The 25,405-nt window shown below is 60.7% G+C and carries 18 protein-coding genes; 12 read left to right on the top strand and 6 right to left on the bottom strand.

The annotated features are described in order from the left end of the window. Window positions 1–171: 171 nt before the first annotated feature. From CAF87_RS19155 to CAF87_RS19165, 3 genes are all read left to right on the top strand, one after another. Window positions 172–2,187 carry a type VI secretion system tip protein VgrG gene (locus CAF87_RS19155; protein WP_085732608.1) on the top strand — a complete coding sequence of 672 codons (2,016 nt, stop codon included), beginning with the start codon at window positions 172–174 and terminating at the stop codon, window positions 2,185–2,187. After that, the gene (locus CAF87_RS19160; RefSeq protein ID WP_085732609.1) at window positions 2,177–2,884 is read left to right on the top strand and encodes a DUF4123 domain-containing protein; all 708 of its coding nucleotides are present in this window, start codon (window positions 2,177–2,179) and stop codon (window positions 2,882–2,884) included. Before CAF87_RS19155 ends, CAF87_RS19160 begins: the two co-directional genes overlap by 11 nt. A 334-nt stretch (window positions 2,885–3,218) precedes the next feature. Next, entirely contained in the window at window positions 3,219–3,536 is a 318-nt protein-coding gene (locus CAF87_RS19165) for a hypothetical protein (RefSeq protein WP_085732610.1), read from the top strand. Between the two features lie 74 nt (window positions 3,537–3,610). On the opposite strand, the gene CAF87_RS19170 is transcribed toward CAF87_RS19165, so the two are convergent. Beyond that, complete coding sequence (locus CAF87_RS19170) at window positions 3,611–4,024, bottom strand: hypothetical protein (protein ID WP_085732611.1); 414 nt, start codon at window positions 4,022–4,024, stop codon at window positions 3,611–3,613. Window positions 4,025–4,146: 122 nt separating this feature from the next. On the opposite strand from CAF87_RS19170, the gene CAF87_RS19175 reads away from it, so the two are divergent. Next, complete coding sequence (locus CAF87_RS19175) at window positions 4,147–4,986, top strand: 23S rRNA (adenine(2030)-N(6))-methyltransferase RlmJ (RefSeq protein ID WP_085732612.1); 840 nt, start codon at window positions 4,147–4,149, stop codon at window positions 4,984–4,986. Window positions 4,987–5,035: 49 nt separating this feature from the next. On the opposite strand, the gene msrA is transcribed toward CAF87_RS19175, so the two are convergent. From msrA to aceE, 5 genes are all read right to left on the bottom strand, one after another. Continuing rightward, window positions 5,036–5,701, bottom strand: a complete 666-nt coding sequence (gene msrA, locus CAF87_RS19180) for a peptide-methionine (S)-S-oxide reductase MsrA (RefSeq protein ID WP_085732613.1) — start codon at window positions 5,699–5,701, stop codon at window positions 5,036–5,038. Between the two features lie 106 nt (window positions 5,702–5,807). Continuing rightward, window positions 5,808–8,504 (bottom strand): bifunctional diguanylate cyclase/phosphodiesterase, encoded by a 2,697-nt coding sequence (locus tag CAF87_RS19185; RefSeq protein ID WP_085732614.1) that lies wholly within the window; start codon window positions 8,502–8,504, stop codon window positions 5,808–5,810. Window positions 8,505–8,742: 238 nt separating this feature from the next. Then, window positions 8,743–10,140 carry an alkaline phosphatase D family protein gene (locus CAF87_RS19190; protein WP_085732615.1) on the bottom strand — a complete coding sequence of 466 codons (1,398 nt, stop codon included), beginning with the start codon at window positions 10,138–10,140 and terminating at the stop codon, window positions 8,743–8,745. Window positions 10,141–10,418: 278 nt separating this feature from the next. Then, window positions 10,419–12,362 (bottom strand): dihydrolipoyllysine-residue acetyltransferase, encoded by a 1,944-nt coding sequence (aceF, locus tag CAF87_RS19195; protein WP_085732616.1) that lies wholly within the window; start codon window positions 12,360–12,362, stop codon window positions 10,419–10,421. Window positions 12,363–12,373: 11 nt separating this feature from the next. Then, window positions 12,374–15,019 carry a pyruvate dehydrogenase (acetyl-transferring), homodimeric type gene (gene aceE, locus CAF87_RS19200; RefSeq protein WP_085732617.1) on the bottom strand — a complete coding sequence of 882 codons (2,646 nt, stop codon included), beginning with the start codon at window positions 15,017–15,019 and terminating at the stop codon, window positions 12,374–12,376. Between the two features lie 384 nt (window positions 15,020–15,403). Here aceE and glnE point away from each other — a divergent pair, with 384 nt between their 5' ends. Genes glnE through CAF87_RS19240 form a run of 8 tightly spaced genes read left to right on the top strand, consistent with a single transcriptional unit; the run spans window position 15,404 to window position 25,354 of the window. After that, entirely contained in the window at window positions 15,404–18,343 is a 2,940-nt protein-coding gene (gene glnE, locus CAF87_RS19205) for a bifunctional [glutamate--ammonia ligase]-adenylyl-L-tyrosine phosphorylase/[glutamate--ammonia-ligase] adenylyltransferase (RefSeq protein ID WP_085732618.1), read from the top strand. A 51-nt stretch (window positions 18,344–18,394) separates the two neighbouring features. Continuing rightward, window positions 18,395–19,429 carry a lipopolysaccharide heptosyltransferase II gene (waaF, locus tag CAF87_RS19210; protein ID WP_039766536.1) on the top strand — a complete coding sequence of 345 codons (1,035 nt, stop codon included), beginning with the start codon at window positions 18,395–18,397 and terminating at the stop codon, window positions 19,427–19,429. Window position 19,430: 1 nt separating this feature from the next. After that, entirely contained in the window at window positions 19,431–20,492 is a 1,062-nt protein-coding gene (gene waaC / locus CAF87_RS19215; protein ID WP_085732619.1) for a lipopolysaccharide heptosyltransferase I, read from the top strand. After that, window positions 20,492–21,613, top strand: a complete 1,122-nt coding sequence (locus CAF87_RS19220; RefSeq protein ID WP_007952285.1) for a glycosyltransferase family 4 protein — start codon at window positions 20,492–20,494, stop codon at window positions 21,611–21,613. The genes waaC and CAF87_RS19220 overlap by 1 nt, the downstream gene beginning before the upstream one ends. Next, window positions 21,614–22,420 (top strand): lipopolysaccharide core heptose(I) kinase RfaP, encoded by an 807-nt coding sequence (gene rfaP, locus CAF87_RS19225; protein WP_085732620.1) that lies wholly within the window; start codon window positions 21,614–21,616, stop codon window positions 22,418–22,420. It abuts the gene before it with no gap. Next, window positions 22,420–23,154 (top strand): lipopolysaccharide kinase InaA family protein, encoded by a 735-nt coding sequence (locus CAF87_RS19230; RefSeq protein ID WP_085732621.1) that lies wholly within the window; start codon window positions 22,420–22,422, stop codon window positions 23,152–23,154. Before rfaP ends, CAF87_RS19230 begins: the two co-directional genes overlap by 1 nt. Further along, window positions 23,151–23,903 (top strand): lipopolysaccharide kinase InaA family protein, encoded by a 753-nt coding sequence (locus CAF87_RS19235; protein WP_085732622.1) that lies wholly within the window; start codon window positions 23,151–23,153, stop codon window positions 23,901–23,903. The genes CAF87_RS19230 and CAF87_RS19235 overlap by 4 nt, the downstream gene beginning before the upstream one ends. After that, window positions 23,903–25,354 (top strand): lipopolysaccharide kinase InaA family protein, encoded by a 1,452-nt coding sequence (locus tag CAF87_RS19240; protein ID WP_085732623.1) that lies wholly within the window; start codon window positions 23,903–23,905, stop codon window positions 25,352–25,354. The genes CAF87_RS19235 and CAF87_RS19240 overlap by 1 nt, the downstream gene beginning before the upstream one ends. The last annotated feature ends 51 nt before the right edge of the window (window positions 25,355–25,405 follow it).

Raw genomic sequence — 25,405 nt, forward strand, 5'->3', positions numbered from 1 at the left:
TTTTTTATTGCCTGCGATTTTTCTGAAGGAAAAGTCTGTAGTCGAATACGCCGATTCTTGAAGGGGAGATCGAAGTTTCAAGTAGGGAAAATCTGATTTTCCGGTCACCCATCCTGCACCCCTTGCCCCTCATGCAGAATCGCCCGCCCTCAATCTGCAGAGAGACATCGGATGTTCGCGCCTGCCAATCAACCGCGTTTCACGTTGACCGTCGAAGGCGCCCGGTTTGATCTCAAAGTCCTTGAGTTCACGGGCAAGGAAGCCATCAGCCAACCCTTTCGCTTCGACCTGGAGCTGGTCAGCGAACGGCCGGATCTGGACCTTGAAAGCCTGCTGCACTGTCAGGCGTTTCTGGGTTTTGACGAGGACGGTTCCGGTATCCATGGTCAGATCTATCGGGTCGGGCAGGGGGATTCCGGCAAGCGTCTGACCTGCTATCACGTCAGCCTCGTTCCGCGTCTGGCCTATCTCGGTCACCGGATCAATCAGCGCATCTTCCAGCAACAAAGCGTGCCGCAGATCGTGACGCAGATCCTCAAGGATCACGCGATCCTGCGCGATGCTTTCGAGTTTCGCCTCGGCAGCGATTACCCGCCCCGTGAATATTGCGTGCAGTACGCCGAGAGCGATCTGGCGTTCATTCAGCGCCTGTGTGCCGAGGTCGGCATTCATTTCCACTTTCATCACAGCCCGGATGGACATCTGTTGGTGTTCGGCGATGATCAGACCGTGTTCCCGCGTCTGGCCGAGCCGACGCTGTACCTGCCGGGTAGCGGCATGGCAGCGGCGGCACCGGCGATCAAGCGTTTCACCTTCCGCGTTGAGACTCGTACCAGCGTGGTCACACGGCGTGATTACGACTTCAGCAAACCCCGGCTGTCGCTGCAAAGTCGCGCCGAGAGCGAACAGCGCCCGGTGCTGGAGGATTACCACTTTCCCGGCCAGTTCACCGAGCGTGAAACCGGAAAGCAGCTGGCCCAGCGCACCCTTGAACGACATGTGGCCGACTATCGTCAGGCCGAGGGCCACAGCGATCAATCCGCCCTCGTCAGTGGACATTTCCTGCAGCTGACCGAGCATCCGCGCCAGGATTTGAATGATCTCTGGCTGCTGACTGCTGTCGAGCACCATGGACGACAGCCGCAAGTGCTGGAGGAATCGGTCACCAGCGATGGCGATGAATTCCAGGGTTACCGTAATACCTTTCTCGCCACGCCGTGGGATGTGTTCTTCCGCCCACCGATAGGCCCGGAAAAGCCACGGATGCTCGGTTATCAACCGGCCGTGGTCACCGGCCCGAAAGACAGTGAAATCCATTGCGACGAGTACGGCCGGGTCAAGGTGCAACTGGCCTGGGATCGCGACGGCGAACTCAACGAGCATTCCAGCTGTTGGCTGCGGGTCGCCAGCGGCTGGGCTCATGACCGTTACGGCAGCGTGCTGATTCCACGGGTCGGTATGGAAGTGCTGGTGGGGTTCATCGATTCCGACGCCGACAAACCGTTGGTCATGGGCTGCCTGCCAAACGCGGCGACGCTGATACCGCTGGATCTACCAGCCGACAAGACCCGCAGCATCTTCCGCAGCCAGAGCAGTCCGGGCGGCGGCGGTTACAACGAATTGCGCATCGAGGATCGCAAGGGCGCAGAGGAAATCTACCTGCGCGCCCAGCGAAACTGGACGCAGCATGTGTTGAATGATCAGCAGGTGCAGGTCGACAACCAGCGCAGTGTCGTTGTGACCGGTCTCGCCAAGCATGAACTGAAGGCCGATGAGCAGCGCATCACCCACGGCCAGCGGCAGACCGAGGTGAAGCAGGATGACCACCTCACGGTGACCGGTGATCGGCACATTCGGGTGAGCAATCAGGCGATCAACGCCAGTGCGCAATTTCATGTCAGCGCCGGCCAGCAGGTGGTGATCGACGGCGGGGCGAGCGCGACGATCCAGGCGGGCGGGCAATGGATCAACATCGGCCCCGGCGGGATCTTCAGCAGCGTACCGATTGTGGTGGGTGGTGCGCCGATGGCGGCGATGAGCGCCGCGCCGACAGTGCCGGGCTTGCCGGAAAAGCTGATGGCAGCACCGGCAGCGATTCTGACTGCTGCGCAAATCATGAGCCTTAAAGGAGACGCACCGTTCTGCGAAGAATGCGAGCGCTGTAAGGACGGTGTCTGTGCAGCCTGATCAATGGTTGAAGGATGAGCCGCTGAAACCATCGGAGCAGTTGTTCGCGGTTTTCAGTTGTGCCAGTGCGGTGGACCCGCTGAAAGCCTGGCCGTGGAATGCGCAGATACCGACACCGGTCTGGGCGGAAACGATCTATGCCGAGTGGGATGCGGTGATGCCCTATGTGGGAATCGTCGACGCGGGCAGTGAGTTTCTGGATTGGGTGGCGACCACGGAGTATCGCGACTGGGGCTGGCTGGCGGTCTCTTCGGCGGGGCTTGAGGCGGTGGTCGAGCACTTTCGCAGTTTGACTCAGGTGCTGATGCCGGACGGGAAAGCGGTGTTCTTGCGGTTTTGGGATGGGCGGTTTTTGTTGCCAATCCTTGAGTCGTCCGAGGTGGATGCCGGGCAATTGCTGCCGATTCTCACGCGAGGCTTGATCAACGGTCAGGCCGTCGGGATCGGGGGCAGGGCGCGGGTCTCGGGTCGGGAGTTTCCTTGGTGGTCAGTGCCGGAAAAGCTGTTGGCGCAATTCGGCGGTGATGCCCGGATCAACAACGCCTTGCAGTGGTTGAGCGAGGAGCAGCCGGTGTTGTTCGAGGCGTTTCCCGCTGATGTCTTGCGCTGCAAGGTTGTCAGGTTTTTTGCGGTTTCGGCGTCGGAGGAATCGTCGGCTTCGGCATTGCTGGACTACTTGCGGGACGAGTCAGAGTGATATTTCCGGGCAAGGGCTTCGGACGTTTCCTGCGAGTTGCGGCGGTTTGCGTGAACTGGTGGGCGCGGTGGTGCGGGGATAGTCTTTTGGCTGTCACTGCGGGAGTGGTGACAGGGCGTAGGAACCCTTGGAAAACTCACCGTGCATCAGCTCTGCCCTTCGATTGCGGCACTTGAATGTGCCCATGACATTGTTCGCGGCGGCTGTGCGCGGGAACGCTTCGGCGTGGCTGAGTTTGGTGGGTTCCTCAGCTTCCTACTCTCGCGTACAGCTGCCACCCAAACCTGTAGGAAGGTCGTTGGCAGCTTCACTTGACCTGCCGAGGTGCAAAAATATGTCGACGTTAAAACCCGATCCACCCTACGAACCCTTCATCCCTCACCCCGACAACCGCCTCATGGCGCTGACCAGCAACTGCAACGACATGCCCACCCTGTTCATCGACACCCACGCCCCGCTCGACATCCTGATGGACGCCGCCAACTACCGCATCCGCGCCGTGATCCAGGTCCTGGAAAACATGTGCATGCGCGGCTCGGTCGAGTGCGACTCGGTCATCCTCAGCGACTTCGCCCAGCTCTGCGTGATTCCGTTGCGCGACGGCTGTGATGTCTTGGATGTGATTGGCAAGCGCCTACGTACACAGGCCTGACAGTCCCTGCAAACTCCCTCGCCAAAACAGCGAACTCAAAGGAGCGCCCGAATGTAGCCTCTGCCGTTGGGTGATCATTCCGAGACGTAAGCGTCCTGGGTCTTGATGAAGCTGTCGAAAGCCTGGGAGTTGTAAACCTCAAGGCATGCGTAAAACACAGCTTTCCGATTTGAGAGCTGGTTGGCCGAGGATGTCTGATCGTAGGCAGCGAGTACGTAGTTTTCGGTTTCTTTGTAAGGATCGTGCACGACTTCCAGTGTGTCCTCATTCTGAACAACGGTGTGCAGGCCTTTGCCCATGAACGAGTAGGCTCCGGCAGACAATCCGATGTCTTTTTCCAGTGCAGACTGTTCTTTGAATGGCGCCAGGATGCAGTGGCTCAAACCGTAGTTCTTTAGATTCTGGCGTGCTTGTTCGGTGTGTTTTTCATCAGCGAAGGCGTGCCAGGAACCAAGCAGACACAGGAAAAAAATGATCCGGCGGTACATGATTTTCAGACTTCCTGTCAGGTGGTTGCGGCCAGTGTAACGCCGGGAACACCCACTCAGCCCCCAACCCCTGACTTGCCGCCCGGTAAAAGGTAAACTTCACGGCCCTCGCAGGAGCAGCCATGAATTATCGTCACGCCTTCCATGCCGGCAATCACGCCGATGTGTTCAAACACCTGACCTTGACCCGCCTCATCGCCCTGATGTCGCGCAAGGAGCAGCCGTTTGCCTATCTCGACAGCCACGCCGGCATCGGTCTGTATGACCTGCAGGGCGATCAGGCCAACCGTACCGGCGAGTACCTGGAAGGCATCGCGCGCTTGTGGGATCAGCCGGACCTGCCGGCGCTGACCGCTGACTACATGAACGTGCTGCACGAGATGAACCCGGATGGCCAGTTGCGCTACTACCCGGGTTCGCCGGAGCTGGCGCGGCGTCTGACCCGTTCCCAGGATCGTGTGCTGCTCAACGAGAAGCATCCGGAAGACGGCGTGCTGCTCAAGGACAACATGAAGGGCGACCGTCGTGTGGCCGTGCATCTGGGCGAGGGCTGGCATGTGGCGCGGGCGTTGCTGCCGGTGGCCGAGAAGCGCGCTGTGATGCTGATCGACCCGCCGTTCGAGAAACTCGACGAGATGCAGCGTTGCGCGGCGTCCTTGAAAGAGGCGATCTCGCGGATGCGCCAAACCGTGGCGGCCATCTGGTATCCGGTGAAGGATCAGCGCGCGCTGCGTCGTTTCTATCTGGATCTGGCCGGCACCGGTGCGCCAAAGTTGCTGCGGGTCGAGTTGCTGGTGCATCCGCTGGACACGCCGAACAGCCTGAACGGCTCTGGCCTGGCGATTGCCAATCCGCCGTGGGGGCTGGAGGAAGAATTGCGTGAGCTGCTGCCGTGGCTGTCCAAGAAACTTGGGCAAACCCAGGGTGGATGGCAGATGGATTGGTTGATCGCCGAGAGCTGATCGACCGTCAATCGCTCCCACGCCAAGCGCGGGAGCGATCAGGGCGGGCTTAGTTACCCGCCAGACTCGGCGGCATGCAAACGCCCGTGCCGCCAATCCCGCAGTAGCCTTCCGGATTTTTCGCCAGGTACTGCTGGTGATAGGTCTCGGCGAAGTAAACGGTCGGGGCCTGTTCAATCTCGGTGCTGATTTCACCCAGCCCCGCCTTCGACAGCTCAGCCTGATAAACGGCCTTGCTCTTCAGCGCCGCATCCAGTTGCTCCGGGTGGGTCGCGTAAATCACCGAACGGTACTGGGTGCCGATGTCATTGCCCTGACGCATGCCCTGGGTCGGGTTGTGCAATTCCCAGAACATCGCCAGCAGTTCTTCGTAGCTGACCTTGGCCTTGTCATACACCACCAGCACCACTTCAGCGTGGCCGGTCAGGCCCGAGCAGACTTCTTCGTAGGTCGGGTTCGGCGTGTAACCGCCGGCGTAGCCGACCACGGTGCTGACCACACCTTCACGCTGCCAGAAGCGGCGTTCCGCACCCCAGAAGCAACCCAGACCGAAAATCGCGAAGTCGACGTCCTGAAAGAACGGGCCCAGCAACGGCGTCTCGGTGAAAACAAAGTGTTTTTCAGGCAGGGCCATCGGGGTTTCGCGGCCGGGCAGAGCTTGTTCTTTAGTCGGTAGCACGTTTTTGTTCACCAGAATTTCCGAGCGCAGAACCATGATCGTTCCTCTCAGTCAGGATGGGATGTCAATACACAGACCGCCAGTGTGCCCAATGATGCCCAGTTAATCACTAGTCAAAATGTGCGGGTACTGCGGTTGATGTTTACAGAGGGAGAGGGCCGCGCGGGTAGCGCTTGAGCGCCTGGATCAGCTCGCCGCCCGGAATCGGCCGGTCGAACAGGTAGCCCTGGCCGACGTCGCAGCGGTGCCGGCGCAGGAATGCCAGTTGTTCGGCGGTCTCGATGCCTTCGGCCACGACCTTGAGTTTCAGGTTGTGGGCCATGGCGATCACGGCGGAGGTGATTTCCATGTCGTCCTGGTTGTCCGGGATTTCGTGGATGAAGCTGCGATCGATCTTGATGATGTCGATCGGGAATTTTTTCAGGTAGCTGAGCGACGAGTAACCGGTGCCGAAGTCGTCCATGGCCAGGGTCAGTCCCAGGCGCTTGAGCTGATCGAGTTGCAAGTGGGTGTCTTCGGTGGCTTCCAGCAGTAGGCCTTCGGTCAGCTCCAGTTCCAGCAGATTGGCCGGCAGTGCTTCTTCCTTGAGGATGTTGGCGATGGAGGCCACCAGATCCGGGTCGGAGAACTGCTTGGGCGACAGGTTGATCGCCACTTGCAGGTTGCCCATCCCGGCGGCGGTCAGCGCCTTGCTCATGCGGCAGGCCTGGCGGGCGATCCACTTGCCGATCGGAATGATCAGGCCGGTTTCCTCGGCCACGCTGATGAACTGGTCCGGGCGAATCATGCCGCGCTCCGGGTGGTTCCAGCGCAGCAGCGCTTCCATGCCCAGCAATCGGCCGCTGCGCAGGCACAGCTTCGGCTGGTAGAAAACATCCAGTTCGTTCTGGGTCAGGGCGCGGCGCAGGTTGTTCTCGACGAACAGTTTGTAGCTGGCCTCGGCGTTCAGTGCCTCGGTGAACACCTGCACCTGATGTTTGCCGTTGGCCTTGGCTTTGTGCAGGGCGAGGCCGGCGTTGCGCATCAGGGTCTGCGGGTCGCGGCCGTGCAGCGGCGCGCAGGCCAGGCCCACGGAGCCGGTGACGCTGATCAACTGGTTGTCGACGAACATCGGTTTGTCGAGGGTCAGCAGCAATTGGCTGGCGATCCGTTGACCGGCTTCGAGGTCGGTGTTGTCGAGCAACACCGCGAATTCGTTACTGGCGAATCGCGCCAGGCTGCCGCTCGGGCTCAGGCTGTTACGCAGGCGCCGGGCCAGGCTGATCAACAGTTTGTCGCCGGTCTGGTGGCCGAGGCTGTCGTTGATCCGCTTGAAGTTGTCGATGTCCACCAGCAGCAGGCTGATCGGGGTATCGCTGTCTCGGGCGAAGCGTTCATCCAGATTGCGGATAAATGCAGGGCGGTTGCCGAGGTTGGTCAGGTTGTCGGTGTAGGCCAGGCGCTCGATGCGCTGCTGCGCCAGTTTGGTCTGGGTGATGTCTTCGTAGATGCCGATGTAATGCGTCAGCTCACGGTTGTCGCCGTAGACCTTGGAGATCGACAACTGGCCCCAGTAGGGTTCGAGGTTTTTGCGGCGACTCTTGAATTCACCCTGCCAGCTGTTGCTCTTGGCCAGCGCCGAGGGCGCGTCGAACAGCAGCTCGCTCAGGTTTTCCAGGGCCGGCAGTTCCGACAGGCGCTGGCCGTGGACTTCCTCGGTGGTGTACTGGGTGATCGCGGTGAAGCTCGGGTTGACGTACTCGACCACGCCGTCGCAATTGACCAGCAAAAAGGCGTTTGCACTTTGCTCGACCGCGCGCTGGAACAGGTGCAGAGCGCTGGTAGCGGTGCGGCGGTTGTGATTGTTGATGACCTGGGCGAACTGGTCAGCGAGTTCACCGGCAAAGGCGATCTCGTCGGACTGCCAGGCGCGTGTCACGCCGGTCTGCTCCAGGCACAGCACGCCGACCACCTGGCCGTCGACGCGGATGCTGGCGTCGAGCATGGCGTTGACGTCGCGCGGGCGCAGGGCCTCGGCCATTTCCCGGGTGCGCGGGTCGCGCATCGCGTTGTGCGCGTCGATGGCGCGGCTGCCGTGCAATGCGTCCATGTAATCGGGGAAGCCGCTGACGTCGATCACCTTCGGCAGGATGTATTCCTGGGTGGCGCGGTGATAGGCCGAGATCGGCACCAGTTTCTGGCCTTCGAGGTTCCACAGGCTGGCGCAGTCAATTTCATAGATATCGCAGGCGCAGCGGGTGATCAGCTCGGCGGCTTCTTGCAGGGAGTTCTGGCTGCTGTAGCGCTGGCGGGCCAGCAACAGGATCAGATCCTGCTGGGCGCGCACCCGCTCCAGATGTTGCAGTTGTTCCTGCTGGGCACGCTGATTGAGCTCAAGGGCAATTTGCAGGCGCGAGTTCTGGGTTTCCAGGTCGACGGACGGCAGCGTCGGCGCCTCGTCGAACACGTCGTCGACCGCCAGCAGATAACCGCGCAGCAAGTGGCGGTTGTGCTGTTTGTAGGCTTCACCGAGTTCAAGAATGCTCAGCGCACCGGCGGCGGTGTGCAGGGTATAACGCACCAGATAATGCGGACTGTCACGCAGTTGTTGCTGGATCGCATCGTGCAGCTGATAGCGCGCTTCGGGCTCCATCAGGCTGGCGTAGGGTGAACCGACCAACGCGCAGAGTTCGACGGCAGGCTGGCCGAACTGGCGTTCACAATTGGGATCGAGAAACAGCATCGCCCAGCTGGCTTCATTCAGGCGCTCGAAACGCAGCATGCCGAGCCGCGAGGGCACAGGCAACTGCGTCACTACCTCGGCCACCATACGGCTGGCGGCATCGGGTTGGCTCTTCATGAAGGGAACTCGCTTGGAAATTTGCTGAACGCGCCGGGCTCTCGCCCTCTTTACTGTTGCCTGCGGCAAGGTTGCATCATTGCGGCACCGACTGACAAGAGACATGAAGGCCAAGTGCTATAAGAATATGTCGGCTGCACCGGACATTTCTCCAGCGGGCGCTGGAAAGTAATGCAGTGGCGCGCTGAGAGCGCCGTTCCAGAGCCTTCTGACGTCCGGAGCGGCGGCATTTTTCCATTCAGCGCAGTGGAATGTCGATTGATTGCAAGTGTTTGCCATCCCGGTCGTGGTAGTTGACCCGGATGTGTTCGGCCTCGACCACCATGTGGGCAAAATTGTCCTGACTGACGACCTGGCTGGTCAGCGTATGCCGATATTCTCCCGTGTCTGTGCGAGCCAGCGGCTGATCGAGAATGAACGTCGATGCCGTGGCATAGGGCAACAGTTTGCTGTTGCTCAAAGGCGAGGACACGATGGTGTTCACTTCGAAGTCAGGATCGTCGCTCTGGGTCAGGCGGGATGTCAGCGAGCCATGCACGTCCCCGGAGATGAATACGACGTTCCTGATCCGATGCAGGCGGATGGTTTCCAGCAGGCGCAATCGCTGTTCCGGGAAGCCCATCCAGGCATCCACGCCGTTCATTCTGCGATCCGGGTAAAACATGACGCTGGTGACCACGAACTTGACCCGTGCAAGGCTTTCGATCAGCCACTTGCACAAGGCCTGTTCCTGTTCTTCATCCAGGATGCAGCGGTTTTCGCTGGATAAGTTGCGACGGGTTCGGCTATCGGTCACAAACCATTCGATATCTCCATCGCTGAATTGATACCAGTAGTGCTTCAACGAAGAATGATCTGCTTGATCGTTAGTTGTGAGCGAGCAGGCCGGGCTGTGACTGGCCTGATAGATTTCGTAAGCCGCCATTGCATTGCTAAACAGTACTTCGCCGGATGTGTCGACATTCACCGGCCAGTTATCTTCTATTTCATGGTCGTCGAGAATCATGTAGGTAGAAGTGCCTGACATCAGTCGTTGGATATTGGGTTGGGAAAAGGCTGCGCGATACTTTGCAATGATCTCGTTATATTCGCGGTCCGGTGCAATCAGGTTCAAATCATCGGCGTAGATCTGGTCACCGCTCATCATGATTGCACTGACTGGTGGTTGTGTCCCCTCGATCAGTTGGCTGATCGAGGCGAAGATCCGGTCACCCAGTTGTGGCAGCACGGGGATACCGGCGGTCAGTCGCAAGTAACGGCAGGAGCCTAGGATGTAGGCCCGCGGTTGCAGAGGCTGGCTGCTACGGGTGCGAAAGCGATAGATTTCCCGTGGCCATTGCAATGGCAGTTCCGCCACGCTTTCAATCGTATGAGTCGGGCTCATGGGACTGAACCAGCCGGTCTGGTATTCGTAGTCGGTGTCGGCGCTCAAGTTGTCGAGCATGAGAACGCCGGACTGGTCACGACTGGCATCAAGTTTGATAAATAGTCCTTTTGACCATTTTTTTGAATCGGTTGTCCGGTAACGAATGCCGGTAAATGCCGCAGCGTTACTTTGAAAGTCGCCGCGCACAAAGATTCTTGCCTGACTAGTTGTAGTGTGACCAATAATCGGGCCGACAGTAGGCTTAAGCATGTTCGAATCCATTCGAATAAAAGTTAATCAGGAATAAAGTTTCCAACTTGGATTGGTTGACTTTGGTGCGCCAAGATTAGTTGTCTGCTGCTAAAAAATGTCGACAGGAAGTGGACTTAAGTCGTGGCTTATATCAGCGCAAGTTGTGGGAAAAGTGCAGGCCTCTGCTATTTCAGGCAAAAAAAAGCCCCGCCAAACTGACGGGGTTGAGGTACGAGCGTGTGGCGCTCGAAAACGTGGAACGCAGTCGGCCCTCCGTTGCCGGAGGGCCGAGCGCTTTACAGCAGGATGGTGCGGATGTCCGCCAGCAGATCGCTCAGACGCTTGGTGAAGCGTGCAGCAGCGGCGCCGTTGATCACACGGTGATCGTAGGACAGCGACAGCGGCAGCATCAGTTTCGGCTGGAAGGCTTTGCCGTCCCAGACTGGCTGGATGGTTGCCTTGGAAACACCGAGGATCGCCACTTCCGGCGCGTTGACGATCGGCGTGAAGCCGGTGCCGCCAATGTGGCCGAGGCTGGAAATGGTGAAGCAGGCGCCTTGCATCTCGTCCGACGAGAGCTTCTTGGTCCGGGCTTTTTCAGCCAGGGAAGCTGCCTCGGCGGCCAGTTGCAGCAGGCTCTTCTGGTCGACGTTCTTGATGACCGGTACCAGCAGGCCATCCGGGGTGTCGACGGCGAAGCCGATGTTCACGTATTTCTTGCGGATGATCGCTTTGCCGCTTGGAGCCAGCGAGCTGTTGAAGTCCGGCAGTTCCTTGAGCAGGTGTGCGCAGGACTTGAGCAGCAGCGGCAGAATGGTCAGCTTGACGCCGGCCTTCTCTGCGACAGCTTTTTGTGCGTTGCGGAACGCTTCCAGCTCGGTGATATCCGCTGAGTCGAATTGCGTCACGTGCGGCACGTTCAGCCAGCTGCGGTGCAGGTTGGCGGCGCCGACCTGCATCAGGCGGGTCATCGGCACTTCTTCGATTTCGCCGAAGCGGCTGAAGTCGACGACCGGAATCGGCGGGATGCCCGCGCCACCGGTTGCGCCAGCAGCAGCGGCCGGCGCTTCCTTGGCCTTTTGCATCATGGCTTTGACGTAAGTCTGCACGTCTTCTTTCAGGATGCGACCGTGCGGACCGCTGGCACCGACAGCGCTCAGCTCGACGCCGAACTCGCGAGCCAGTTGACGCACGGCAGGGCCGGCGTGAACTTTCGCACCAGGCTTGGCTGGAGCAGCAACCGGGGCGGCAGCCGGAGCAGCAGCGGCTGGCGCCGGAGCGCTCGGAGCAACAGCGGCAGCTGGAGCCGGGGCAGCAGCCGGAGCGGCGCCTTTGACTTTCAGCTTGAGGATCAGGTCGCCGGTGCCGACTTCGTCATCCAGCTTGATGGAAATGCTTTCCACCACGCCAGCGGCAGGCGATGGGATTTCCATGCTCGCCTTGTCGGATTCCAGGGTGATCAGCGACTGGTCGGCTTCAACGCTGTCGCCAGCCTTGACCAGCACCTCGATGATCTTGGCCTTGCCGGCCGAGCCGATGTCCGGCACGTGGATGTCCTGAACGCTGTCGGCAACCGGTGCGGCAGGTGCAGCGGCCGGAGCCGGCGCAGCGGCAGCGGCTGGAGACGCCTGGGCCGGAGCGGCAGCAGCAGGGGCAGCAGCACCCGCCACTTCCAGATCCAGGATCAGGTCACCAGTGCCGACTTCGTCGTTCAACTTGACGCTGATGGCCTTGACCACGCCAGCGGCAGGCGACGGGATTTCCATGCTCGCCTTGTCGGATTCCAGAGTGATCAGCGACTGATCAGCCTCGACGGTGTCGCCAACCTTGACCTGAATCTCGATGATCTGGGCCTTGCCCGACGAACCGATGTCCGGCACGTGCACTTGCTGAACCGAAGCGGCAGCTGGGGCAGCGACTGGCGCGGCAGCAGCAGGAGCGGCAGCCGGTTTGGCTTCAGCTTTTGCAGCCGGCGCAGCGGCAGGCGCTGGGGCCGCTTGCGCGGCGCCCTCGACTTCCAGCTCCAGCAGTTCGTCGCCTTCTTTCAGGCGATCGCCCAGCTTCACTTTCAGGCTCTTGATGACGCCGGCTTTCGGGGCCGGCACTTCCATGCTGGCCTTGTCCGATTCCAGGGTCAGGATGCTTTGGTCGGCTTCGATACGGTCGCCGACCTTCACAAACAGTTCGATTACTTCACCTTCACCGCTGCCGATGTCAGGTACGCGAATGAGTTCGCTCACAGAGTTTCTCCTCAGCAGTCCAGTGGGTTGCGTTTTTCCGGGTCGATGCCGAACTTGGTGATGGCCTCGGCCACGACTTTAGGTTCGATATCGCCACGGTCAGCCAGTGCTTCCAGGGCTGCCAACACCACGAAATGACGGTCGACTTCGAAGAAATGACGCAGTTTCTTGCGGCTGTCGCTGCGGCCGAAACCGTCGGTGCCCAGGACTTTGAATTCCTTGGACGGTACCCACTGACGGATCTGCTCGGCGAACAGTTTCATGTAGTCGGTGGAGGCGATGACCGGACCCTTACGGCCGCTCAGGCACTCTTCGACGTAGCTGCGCTTAGGCTTCTGGCCTGGTTTCAGACGGTTGCTGCGCTCTACGGCCAGGCCGTCGCGACGCAGTTCGTTGAAGCTGGTGACGCTCCACACATCGGCGCCGATGTTGAACTCTTCACGCAGGATCTTCGCCGCTTCACGGACTTCACGCAGGATGGTGCCGGAGCCCATCAGCTGTACGTGGTGCGCCGCTTCGCGGGTGTCTTCTTCCAGCAGGTACATGCCTTTCTTGATGCCTTCTTCGGCACCGGCCGGCATGGCTGGCTGCTGGTAGGACTCGTTCATCACGGTGATGTAATAGAAGATGTCCTGTTGCTCTTCGGTCATCTTCTTCATGCCGTCCTGAATGATCACCGCCAGCTCGTAGCCGTAGGTCGGATCGTAGGTGCGGCAGTTCGGGATGGTGGCAGCCAGCAGGTGGCTGTGACCGTCTTCGTGCTGCAGGCCTTCACCGTTCAGGGTGGTACGGCCGGCGGTGCCGCCGATCAGGAAGCCACGGGTACGGCTGTCGCCGGCAGCCCAGGCCAGGTCGCCGATACGCTGGAAGCCGAACATCGAGTAGAAGATGTAGAACGGCAGCATTGGCTGGTTGTGGCTGGAGTACGAAGTACCGGCCGCGATGAAGGAGCTCATGGCGCCTGCTTCGTTGATGCCTTCTTCAAGGATCTGACCTTTCTGGTCTTCCTTGTAGAACATCACCTGGTCTTTATCGACTGGCTCGTAGAGCTGGCCGACGGACGAGTAGATGCCCAGCTGACGGAACATGCCTTCCATACCGAAGGTACGGGCTTCGTCCGGGATGATCGGAACGATGCGCGGGCCGATTTCCTTGTCCTTGACCAGTTGCGCGAGGATCCGCACGAACGCCATGGTGGTGGAAATTTCACGGTCGCCCGAACCGTCGAGGATTGCCTTGAGGGTATCCAGATCCGGAGTCGGTACGCTGAAGCTCTGTGCACGACGCTGAGGCACGAAACCGCCCAGTGCGGCGCGGCGCTCGGCCAGGTAACGGGCTTCGGCGCTGTTTGGCTCCGGCTTGAAGAACGGCAGGTTTTCCAGCTCTTCGTCTTTCACCGGGATGTCGAAGCGGTCGCGGAACAGCTTCAGGCTGTCGACGTCGACTTTCTTGGTGTTGTGCGCGGTGTTCTTCGCTTCGCCCGCACCGGTACCGTAACCCTTGATGGTCTTGGCCAGGATGACGGTCGGTTGTTCTTTGTGGTTGACCGCTTCGTGGTACGCCGCGTAGACCTTGTACGGGTCGTGGCCGCCACGGTTGAGTTTCCAGATCTCGTCGTCGGACAGGTCGGCAACCATCGCCTTGAGTTCAGGCGTGTTGAAGAAGTGTTCACGCACGAACGCGCCGTCTTTGGCTTTGTAGTTCTGGTACTCGCCGTCGATGACTTCGTCCATGCGACGTTGCAGGATGCCGTCGACGTCCTTGGCCAGCAGTGGGTCCCAGAAACGGCCCCAGATGACTTTGGTCACGTTCCACTGAGCACCGCGGAACACGCCTTCGAGTTCCTGGATGATCTTGCCGTTGCCGCGAACCGGGCCGTCGAGGCGCTGCAGGTTGCAGTTGATGACGAAGATCAGGTTGTCCAGCTTCTCGCGGCCGGCCAGGGAGATTGCGCCCAGGGATTCCGGCTCGTCGCACTCGCCGTCGCCCAGGAAGCACCAGACTTTCTGTTTGCCCGGCTGGATGAAACCGCGGTGTTCCAGGTACTTCATGAAGCGTGCCTGGTAGATCGCCTGGATCGGGCCCAGACCCATCGAAACGGTCGGGAACTGCCAGAAGTCAGGCATCAGCCAAGGGTGCGGATAGGACGACAGGCCCTGACCGTCGACTTCCTGGCGGAAGTTGTTCATCTGGTCTTCGGAAATGCGGCCTTCCATGAACGCACGGGCGTAGACGCCTGGCGAGGTGTGACCCTGGAAGTAGATCAGGTCGCCGCCGTGTTCGTCGGTCGGGGCCTGGAAGAAGTAGTTGAAACCGATGTCGTACAGGGTCGCGCTGGAGGCGAAGCTGGAGATGTGACCGCCCAGGTCAGAATCTTTCAGGTTCGTACGCATTACCATGGCCATCGCGTTCCAGCGTACCAACGAGCGAATGCGGCGTTCCATGAACAGGTCGCCAGGCATGCGTGCTTCGTGGGTAACTGGGATGGTGTTGCGGTAAGGCGTGGTGATGGCGTAAGGCAGTTGCGAGCCGCTGCGGGTCGCGAGTTCGCCCATACGGGTCATCAGATAGTGAGCACGGTCTTCGCCTTCTTTGTCGAGAACCGATTCCAGGGCGTCCAGCCATTCCTGGGTTTCGACGGGATCGAGGTCTTGCATGGCTTGCTCCAGGGCGGAAAGGCTTCCAGAATCGGTTGCCTGAGTTTGCGACTGGCCTTGTGGGCAGACGATTTAAAATTCTTGGATTGCCGACAGGTTGTTCCGGCGGCGTGTAGTTTTACTACAAATCATCCGGCATTTCAGCCTTTCGAATGTATAGACGAGTAGTAAAACTACAGATGAAAGGCTTGTGGCCTCCGACTGCGTTGTGAGAATAATCGTTAAGGTTGGTCTTTAGCCATCCAAAAAAGGTGAAAGTTTGATGCCGGCTGCCAAAGAAAAAGAAATTTCAGCTATTTCTCACTTTTGTTCGACAGTCCTTCGCGTAGCGGTTTTTCAATCATCACTACATGCGGCCATTTACACGCCGATCAAGGATAGACCATGACCCTGCCCGCGCTTGCCGAACTGCCCGCCGTTCTCCTGCCGTTGGTCAGCCGATCAGAGCAGTCGTTCCGTACGGCCGTCGCTCAGCTTGAAGACGATCACGGCTTCTCCACCTGGACCCCGGAGCGCTGGGCGCAGTTCGCCCGCGTCACTGGCGCCAGCGATTTTGTGATTGAACAGAGTGTTCGTGACCCTTTGATGTTGCTGTCGCTGGTGCAGTCCGGCGAACTCGACCGGCCGTTTGCCCCCGGCGAATTGTGCGGGCAGATCGCCGCTGCGGTGAGCGTTGCACAAACAGAAGACGAGCTGGGCCGTGTCCTGCGTCGTCAACGCGCCCGGCATCAGGTGCGGATCATCTGGCGCGACCTGACCCGCCAGGCCGATCTGGTGCAGACCTGCCGCGACCTTTCCGATATGGCCGACGCCAGCATCGACCAGGCCTATCAATGGCTGTACAGCCGCCATTGCCAGCAATTCGGCACGCCCACCGGCCGGCGCAGCGGCGAACCGCAGCAAATGGTCATCCTCGGCATGGGCAAGCTCGGCGCGGTCGAGCTGAACCTGTCTTCGGACATCGACCTGATCTTCGCCTACCCCGAGGGTGGCGAAACCGTCGGCGTGAAACGCGCGCTGGATAACCAGGAATTCTTCATCCGCCTCGGTCAGCGCCTGATCAAGGCTCTCGACCCGATGACCGTCGACGGCTTCGTGTTCCGCGTCGACATGCGCCTGCGCCCGTACGGATCGTCCGGCGCGCTGGTGCTGAGCTTCAATGCGCTGGAGCAGTATTACCAGGATCAGGGCCGCGACTGGGAACGCTACGCGATGATCAAGGCGCGGGTCGTCGCCGGTGATCAGGTGGCGGGCGCGCAGTTGCTCGACATGCTGCGGCCGTTCGTTTACCGGCGCTATCTGGACTTCTCGGCGATTGAAGCGCTGCGCACCATGAAACAGCTGATCCAGCAGGAAGTCCGGCGCAAAGGCATGGCCGACAACATCAAGCTGGGCTCCGGTGGCATTCGTGAAGTCGAGTTCATCGCCCAGGCCTTTCAGCTGATCCACGGCGGTCGCGATCTGAGCCTGCAACAGCGCCCTCTATTAAAGGTGCTGGGCACGCTGGAAGGGCAGGGTTACCTGCCGCCGGCAGTGATCAGCGAGTTGCGTGAAGGTTACGAATTCCTGCGCTACACCGAACACGCGATCCAGGCGATTGCTGACCGCCAGACCCAGATGCTGCCGGACACTGCACAGGATCAGGCGCGCATCGCCTTCATGCTCGGTTTCGCCGACTGGGATGCCTTCCATGAAAAACTGATGTTCTGGCGTGGCCGGGTGGCCTGGCACTTTGCGCAAGTGATCGCTGACCCTGATGAAGAAGAGGGCGCCGATTGCGAAGTGGTGGTCGGCGGCGAATGGCTGCCACTGTGGGAAGAGGCGCAGGACGAAGAAGCTGCTTGCCGTCAGTTGGAAGAGGGCGGTTTCGCCGATGCCGCCAAAGCCTTGAAGGCGCTGGCCGGTCTGCGCAGCAGTCCGCAGCTGCGGGCGATGCAGCGTCTGGGGCGCGAACGCCTCGACGCCTTTATTCCGCGCCTGCTCGCCCAGGCGGTGGAGCATGACAACCCGGATCTGGTGCTTGAGCGGGTCCTGCCACTGGTCGAGGCGGTGGCCCGGCGTTCGGCTTATTTAGTGTTGCTGACGGAAAACCCCGGCGCGCTGCGTCGCTTGCTGACCCTGTGCGCCGCCAGCCCATGGGTCGCCGAGCAGATCACCCGTTTCCCATTGCTGCTTGATGAATTGCTCAACGAAGGTCGCCTGTTCAAGCCGCCGCTGGCGCCGGAGTTGGCCGCCGAATTGCGCGAGCGCCTGACCCGGATTCCGGAAGACGACCTCGAACAACAGATGGAAGCCCTGCGTCATTTCAAACTGGCGCACCGCTTGCGCGTCGCCGCCTCGGAAATCGCCGGCAGTCTGCCGTTGATGAAAGTCAGCGATTACCTGACCTGGCTGGCCGAGGCGATTCTGGAGCAAGTGCTGGCCCTGGCCTGGCGCCAGACCGTGGCCAAGTACGGCACGCCGCTGCGTACCGATGGCACGCTGTGCGATCCCGGCTTCATCATTGTCGGTTATGGGAAAGTCGGCGGGATCGAGTTGGGGCATGGTTCGGATCTGGATCTGGTGTTCATCCACGATGGCGACCAGCAGGCCGAAACCGATGGGCCGAAGCCCATCGATGGCACACAGTTCTTCACCCGACTCGGCCAGCGGATCATCCACTTGCTGACGGCGCAGACCAACTCCGGTCAGTTGTACGAAGTGGACATGCGCCTGCGACCGTCCGGTGCGTCGGGGCTGTTGGTCAGTTCGTTGGGGGCATTTGCCCGCTATCAAGAAAATGAAGCCTGGACGTGGGAGCATCAGGCTCTGGTGCGGGCGCGTGTGCTGGTGGGCAGTCAGGATGTCGGCCAGGCGTTCGAGAAAGTACGGGCTCAGGTGCTGGGCAAGGCGCGGGATTTGGCGAAGCTGCAACAGGAAGTGAGCGAGATGCGCGCCAAGATGCGCGATAACCTCGGCAGCAAGAGCACCGCTGCCGGTACCGGGGCGAATGCCTTCGACGCCACGGCGCCGTTCGACCTCAAGCAGGACGCCGGAGGTATCGTCGATATTGAATTTATGGTGCAATACGCAGCCCTGGCGTGGTCGCAAAGCCACCCGCCGCTGCTGCGCTGGACGGACAATATCCGCATTCTGGAAGAGCTGGAACACGAAGGGCTGATGCCCGTTGAAGACGCCAGCCTGTTGCGCGAGGCCTACAAGGCCTATCGTTCCGCCGCCCACCGGCAGGCCTTGCAGAAGGACGCCGGAGTGATACCGGGCGACCAGTTCGCGGACGAACGGCGGCAGGTGATGCGGATCTGGCGAGAGCTGGGGCTAAGCTGATTCTCGAGACGGGGAGGCGTAAGGCCTCCCCGGTTCGTTTATGGAAACCACATGAATATTCTGATTGTTGGGCCCAGTTGGGTCGGTGACATGGTGATGGCGCAGACACTCTTTCAGTGTCTCAAGCAACGCCACCCGCAGTGCGAAATCGACGTGCTGGCCCCCGAGTGGAGCCGGCCGATCCTTGAGCGCATGCCCGAAGTGCGCAAGGCTTTGAGCTTCCCGCTCGGCCACGGCGCGCTGGAGCTGGCGACCCGCCGGCGGATCGGCAAATCCCTGGCCGGCCAGTATGACCAGGCGATCCTGCTGCCGAACTCGCTGAAGTCGGCGCTGGTGCCGTTCTTCGCCGGCATCCCGAAACGCACCGGCTGGCGTGGCGAATTCCGTTATGGCCTGCTCAATGACGTGCGCACGCTGGACAAAGAGCGTTATCCGCTGATGATCGAGCGCTTCATGGCTTTGGCCTATGAGCCGAACGCCGAGCTGCCGAAACCCTATCCGCGCCCGAGCCTGCAGATCGACCCGGTCACCCGCGAGGCCGCATTGGCCAAGTTCGGCCTGACCCTCGATCGCCCGGTACTGGTGTTGTGCCCCGGTGCCGAGTTCGGTGAAGCCAAACGCTGGCCGTCCGAGCATTACGCCAAGGTCGCCGAAGCGCGGATTCGCGAAGGCTGGCAGGTCTGGCTGTTCGGCTCGAAGAACGATCACGCGGTCGGCGAAGATATCCGTGCGCGGTTGATACCGGGCCTGCGCGAAGAGTCCGTGAACCTCAGTGGCGGTACTTCGCTGGCCGAAGCCATCGACCTGATGTCCTGCGCAGATTCTGTAGTCTCCAACGATTCCGGTCTGATGCACGTCGCGGCGGCGCTGAACCGTCCGTTGGTGGCGGTCTACGGTTCGACTTCGCCGGGTTTCACCCCGCCGTTGGCCGAACATGTGGAAATCGTCCGTCTGGGCCTCGATTGCAGCCCGTGCTTCGACCGCACCTGCCGTTTCGGCCATTACAACTGCCTGCGCCAGCTGATGCCGGACGCGGTCAACGATGCCTTGCAGCGTTTGCAGGGCTCCGTGGTCGAGGTTCATTAACTTGCGGGTATTGCTGATCAAGACCTCATCGCTGGGCGACGTGATTCATGCGTTGCCGGCGCTGACCGACGCGGCCCGGGCGATTCCCGGGATCAAATTCGACTGGGTGGTGGAAGAAGGCTTTGCCGAAATCCCGACCTGGCACCCGGCCGTGGGCAAGGTGATTCCGGTGGCGATCCGTCGCTGGCGCAAGAATCTCTGGAAAACCATCACCAGCGGCGAGTGGAAACGCTTCAAACAATCCGTTCGGGCGAACAAGTATGACCTGGTAATCGACGCGCAAGGCCTGCTGAAAAGCGCCTGGCTGACTCGTTACGTCAAAGCCCCGGTGGCCGGTCTCGACAAGGGCTCGGCCCGTGAGCCGATCGCCGCGCGTTTTTATGATCGCAAACTGGCGGTGGCCCGTGGTCAGCACGCCGTTGAGCGCGTACGCCAATTGTTCGCTATCGCCTTGGGTTACGACTTGCCCAAAGGCCTCGGTGATTACGGCCTCAACGTCGAGCGTCTGGTCGAACTGCCGCGCAAGAATGCTTACGTAGTCTTCCTCCACGGCACCACTTGGGACACCAAACACTGGCCGGAAAGCTATTGGCGTGAGCTGACCGAGCGGGTCGGCTACCTCGGTGTCGGGATCAGGCTGCCGTGGGGCAACCCGCTGGAGAAGGCCCGGGCCGAGCGCATCGCTGCCGGCTTCAAGCATGCCGAAGTGCTGCCGAAACTGAACCTGGCCGGAGTCGGTAAGGTGCTGGCCGGCGCCCAGGCGTGCGTTGCGGTGGACACCGGTCTCGGCCATCTCGCTGCGGCACTGGATGTGCCGACGATTTCCCTGTTCGGCCCGACCAATCCGGGCCTGACCGGCGCCTACGGCAAGCTGCAGATTCACCTCGGCAGCGATTTCCCGTGCGCGCCGTGCCTGCAAAAGAAATGTACGTATCAACCGACCGCGCAGGATGCCCGTCAGTTTGACCTGAAACGCGAGTGGCCCCTGTGCTTCACGCGTCTGAATCCCGAGCGTGTTGCCAGCCGACTGAGCACGTTGTTGATGGCTGAGGAGCTGCGCTGATGCAATTGGCTTTTGTCCTGTACAAATATTTCCCGTTCGGCGGCTTGCAGCGCGATTTCATGCGCATCGCCCTCGAATGCCAGAAGCGCGGACACCAGATCCGCGTCTACACCCTGATCTGGGAAGGCGACGTGCCGCCCGGTTTCGAAGTGCTGGTGGCGCCGGTCAAGGCGTTCTTCAATCACCGGCGCAATGAAAAGCTCAGCGCGTGGATGGAAGCGGACCTGGCCAAGCGCCCTGTGGACCGCCTGATCGGTTTCAACAAGATGCCGGGGCTGGACGTCTACTACGCCGCCGACGGCTGCTTCGAAGACAAGGCGCAGAACCTGCGCAATTCCCTGTATCGCCGCTGGGGCCGCTACCGCCACTTCGCCGAGTACGAGCGCGCGGTGTTCGCCAAAGACGCGAAGACCGAAGTGCTGATGATTTCCGAAGTGCAGCAGCCGCTGTTCATCAAGCATTACGACACGCCGCTGGAACGCTTCCACCTGCTGCCGCCGGGCATCGCCCAGGACCGTCGCCGTCCGGCGGATGCCGACGAGATTCGCGCCGGCTTCCGCGCCGAATTCAACCTGAAGGACGACGAGCTGCTGCTGGTGCAGATCGGTTCCGGGTTCAAGACCAAGGGCGTCGATCGCAGCCTGAAAGCGCTGGCCGCGTTACCCGCCGAGCTGAAGAAACGCACCCGGCTGTTTGTAATCGGCCAGGATGACCCCAAATTGTTCCAGATGCAGAGTGCGACGCTGGGCCTGGGCGACAACGTAACGTTCCTCAAGGGGCGCAGTGATATCCCGCGCTTTTTGCTCGGCGCCGATCTGTTGATCCACCCGGCGTACAACGAAAACACCGGTACGGTGCTGCTTGAAGCACTGGTCGCAGGATTGCCGGTGCTGGTCAGCGCGGTCTGCGGCTACGCCCATTACATTGCCGAGGCCGATGCCGGGCGCGTGCTGGACGAACCGTTCGATCAGGCGCAATTGACGCAGTACCTGACCGACATGTTGAACGACGACGCTGCACGGGCGGCCTGGAGCCGCAACGGTCTGGCTTTCGCCGAGACGGCCGACCTCTACAGCATGCCGCAGCACGCGGCCGATGTGATTCTGGCGGAGCACGCTTAAATGAAGTTGATGCTGGCTGAACCGTTCAAGAGCCTCTGGGCTGGCCGCGATGCGTTCGCGGAGGTCGAGGGCTTGCAGGGCGAGGTGTACCGCGAGCTGGAAGCCCGCAGGACTTTGCGCACGGAAGTCGACGGCAACGGATTTTTCGTCAAGATCCACCGTGGCATCGGCTGGGGTGAGATTTTCAAGAACCTGCTGACCGCCAAGCTTCCGGTGCTCGGTGCGGGTCAGGAATGGAAGGCTATCCAGCGCTTGCAGGAAGTCGGTGTGCCGACCATGACCGCCGTCGCGTACGGCGAGAAGGGCAGCAACCCGGCGGATCAGCATTCGTTCATCGTCACCGAAGAGCTGGCACCGACCATCAGTCTCGAAGACTTCAGCATCGACTGGGTCAAGCAACCGCCGCAGCCGAAACTCAAACGCGCGCTGATCGCCGAAGTCGCACGTATGACGGGCATGATGCACCGCGCGGGGGTCAACCACCGCGACTGCTACATCTGCCACTTCCTGCTGCACACCGACAAACCGGTGACCCCGGAAGATTTCAAACTCTCGGTGATCGACCTGCACCGTGCCCAGACCCGCCCGGCGATTTCTCAGCGCTGGCGCAACAAGGATCTGGCGGCGCTGTATTTTTCCGCGCTGGACATCGGCCTGACCCGTCGCGACAAACTGCGCTTTCTCAAAGGTTACTTCCAGCAACCGCTGCGCCAGATCCTGGCTGAGGAGGCGTCGTTGCTGAGCTGGCTCGAAGGCAAGGCCAACAAGCTTTATGAGCGCAAGCAGCGATACGGGGATGCGCTCTGATGGCGGGTTGGAATCTTGAACCCGGCTACAGCGACCTCGCAGCGGATTTTGGCAGTCTTGAAGCGGTATTCGCGCTGGAAGGCGAGCGCCTGACCCGCGATCCGCTGTCCGAAGTCATCCGTGTGCAGCGCAACGGCGTCAACTATTACGTCAAACGCTACTCCGGCGCCGGCAAGGGCTTGCGCCGCTACATCGGCAAGCCGCGGGTGAAGATGGAGTGGCAGAACCTCAAGCGTTTCGCCAAGTGGGGCATCCCGACCGCCGAAGTGGTGGCCTGGGGCCTGGAGCGCAACGGCATGGCCTACGATCGCGGGGCGATGATTACCCGCGAGCTGCCACGTACCGAGGACCTCTCGGCACTGGCCGAACGCAACGATCCCAAGCTGCGCAATCACAGCTGGGTCGACGGCATCAGCCGGCAACTGGCCGTCTATACCCGGACGATGCACGATCATCGCTTTACCCATAACGATCTGAAATGGCGCAACCTGCTGATCGACGATCAGGCGCAGCTGTTTCTCATCGACTGCCCGAACGGCGATTTCTGGCGCGGTTTCTGGCTCAAGTACCGGATTACCAAGGATCTGGCCTGTCTTGACAAGGTTGCCAAATATCACCTGTCGAACACCCAGCGATTGCGCTTCTACCTGCAATACCGCCAGCGTGACCGGCTCAATGCCGCCGACAAGAAACGGATTCGTCACGTGGTGAGATTTTTCGAGGGACGCGAATGACTGATTTTCTCGCCGCTGAAGACCGTGCGCTGCTGGAGCACCACGGTCTCGGCACGTTCAACGCGCTGTGGGCCAAGCAGCTCGAAGCGGTGGATGAGCCGAACACCGACGGTGGCGGCTGGAGCAGTGTGTTCCGCCTCGAACTCGAAGGCCACGGCTATTACCTCAAGCGCCAGAGCAATTACCTGACCCGTACCTTGCATGCGCCGTTCGGCGAGCCGACGTTTGCCCGGGAATTTCGCAATATCAGCCGTTACAACCAGCTCGGTATTCCGGCATTGCAGGCGGCGTTTTTCGGTCAGCGCAAGGTCAACGGCGAAGTGCGCGCGATCCTGCTGACCCGCGCCCTCGATGGTTGGGATGATCTGGATTCGCTGCTGCAGCGCTGGTCGAGCCTCGAAGTTACGCAGCAATCGGCGATTCTCAAGGCCTGCGGTCAACTGGCGCGGCTCCTGCACGGCGTGCGTCAGGTGCATGGCTGCTTCTATCCGAAGCATATTTTCCTGCGGGCCGAAGGCGCCGGTTATCAGGCGCAACTGATCGATCTGGAAAAGACTCGCCCTCTGCTGTTCGGTCAGCGGGATCGGGTCAAGGACCTGGAGCCGCTGCTGCGTCGTGCTCCGGAGTGGACTGATGCCCAGTTGCGCGAGTTGCTGGCGGCGTATCTCGATCAGTCGGTCGACAGCTCGCTGGTCGACAGCTGGGTCACCCGGCTGACCGCGCGGCGCAGTCGCAAGGAGACGCGCTGATGCAACTGTCCGACCTGAAAAACGCCGGACGTACGCCGAATCTGCCGCTGACGGTTTCGCTGGCCGATGCGGCGGGGCCGGCCGATCTGCAATTGCTCAGCCTGTTGCGGGTGTTGCCAGGGCAGCGCTACGTCGGTGCCGGTGTGTGGCGCGGTCGCCCGGTGCTGGCCAAGTTGCTGGTCGGCAGCAAGGCTGCACGGCATTTTCAGCGTGAACTGGAAGGCGTGAAACTGCTCGCCGCCCAGGGCATGACCACTCCGTTACTGCTGGCCGATGGCCTGAAGGACGGCGAGGGCGGCTGGTTGTTGTTCGAGTTCCTTGAAGGCGCTGAAAGCCTGGGCGATGCCTGGAGCAAGGTCGAATCCTTGCCGGTGTTGGCCGACGAGCAATCGTCGGTACTGGCCGAGGCCCTCGGCGCCATTGGCCAATTGCACGGCAAAGGCCTGTGGCAGGAAGACCTGCACCTGGACAACCTGCTGCGTCACGGCGGTCAGTTGTATCTGATCGATGGCGCCGGCATCTGCGCGGAAAACGTCGGTCAGCCATTGTCCCGGCAGAAAGTGCTGGAAAACCTCGGGGTGTTTTTCGCCCAGTTGCCCAAGTCGCTCGAGCCCTTCACCGAAGAGTTGCTGGTGTATTACCTGCTGAGCAACAGCGAGCATGCGCTGCCGCTGGAGGCATTGCAGAAGCAGATCGACAAGGTGCGCGCCTGGCGCTTGAAGGACTTCCTGATCAAGGTCGGTCGTGAATGCACGTTGTTCAGCGTGCGGCGTGGGGCTTTCGGTCTGCGGTCGATCCGTCGCGAAGAAGAGCCCGCGATGCTGCCGGTGCTGGAGCAGGCCGATGCTTTGCTTGATCAGGGCCACCTGTACAAGACCGGCGGCGCGGCCAGCGTCGGCAAGGTCGAAGTCGCTGGGCGTCCGCTGGTGATCAAACGTTACAACATCAAGAATTTTGCCCATTGGCTCAAGCGCTTCTGGCGCCCGAGCCGTGCCTGGCATTCGTGGCGTGAAGGCAATCGTCTGGCATTCCTTGGTATCGCCACGCCCAAACCGCTGGCGGTGCTGGAAACGCGGTTTTTCTGGCTGCGCAGCAAAGCGTACCTGATCACCGAGTATCTGGCCGGGCCGGACATCATCGAGCGTTTTTCGCCGTATGTTGAAAGCGGCGAGGCGCCGGAAGCCGAGTTGCAGGCGCTGGATCAGTTGTTTGCGCGGTTGATTGCCGAACGCATCAGTCATGGCGACTTCAAGGGCCACAACCTGTTCTGGCATGAGGATCGCTGGGCGCTGATCGATCTGGATTCGATGTGCCAGCACGGCTCGGCGGGCAGCTTTGCTCCGGCCTATGCTCGGGATCGCGCGCGGTTCATGCGCAACTGGCCTGAGAACAGTGCGTTGTATCGGGTGATTGATCAGCGTTTGCCGAAGGATGCATTGGGCGCTGCGTGATTTCTTTCGCAAGTCGGTAAGAAGTTTCCGCAATAAAATTCGGGTAAGGCA

It is taken from the genome of Pseudomonas sp. R38(2017), assembly GCF_002112395.1.
Classification (GTDB): domain Bacteria; phylum Pseudomonadota; class Gammaproteobacteria; order Pseudomonadales; family Pseudomonadaceae; genus Aquipseudomonas.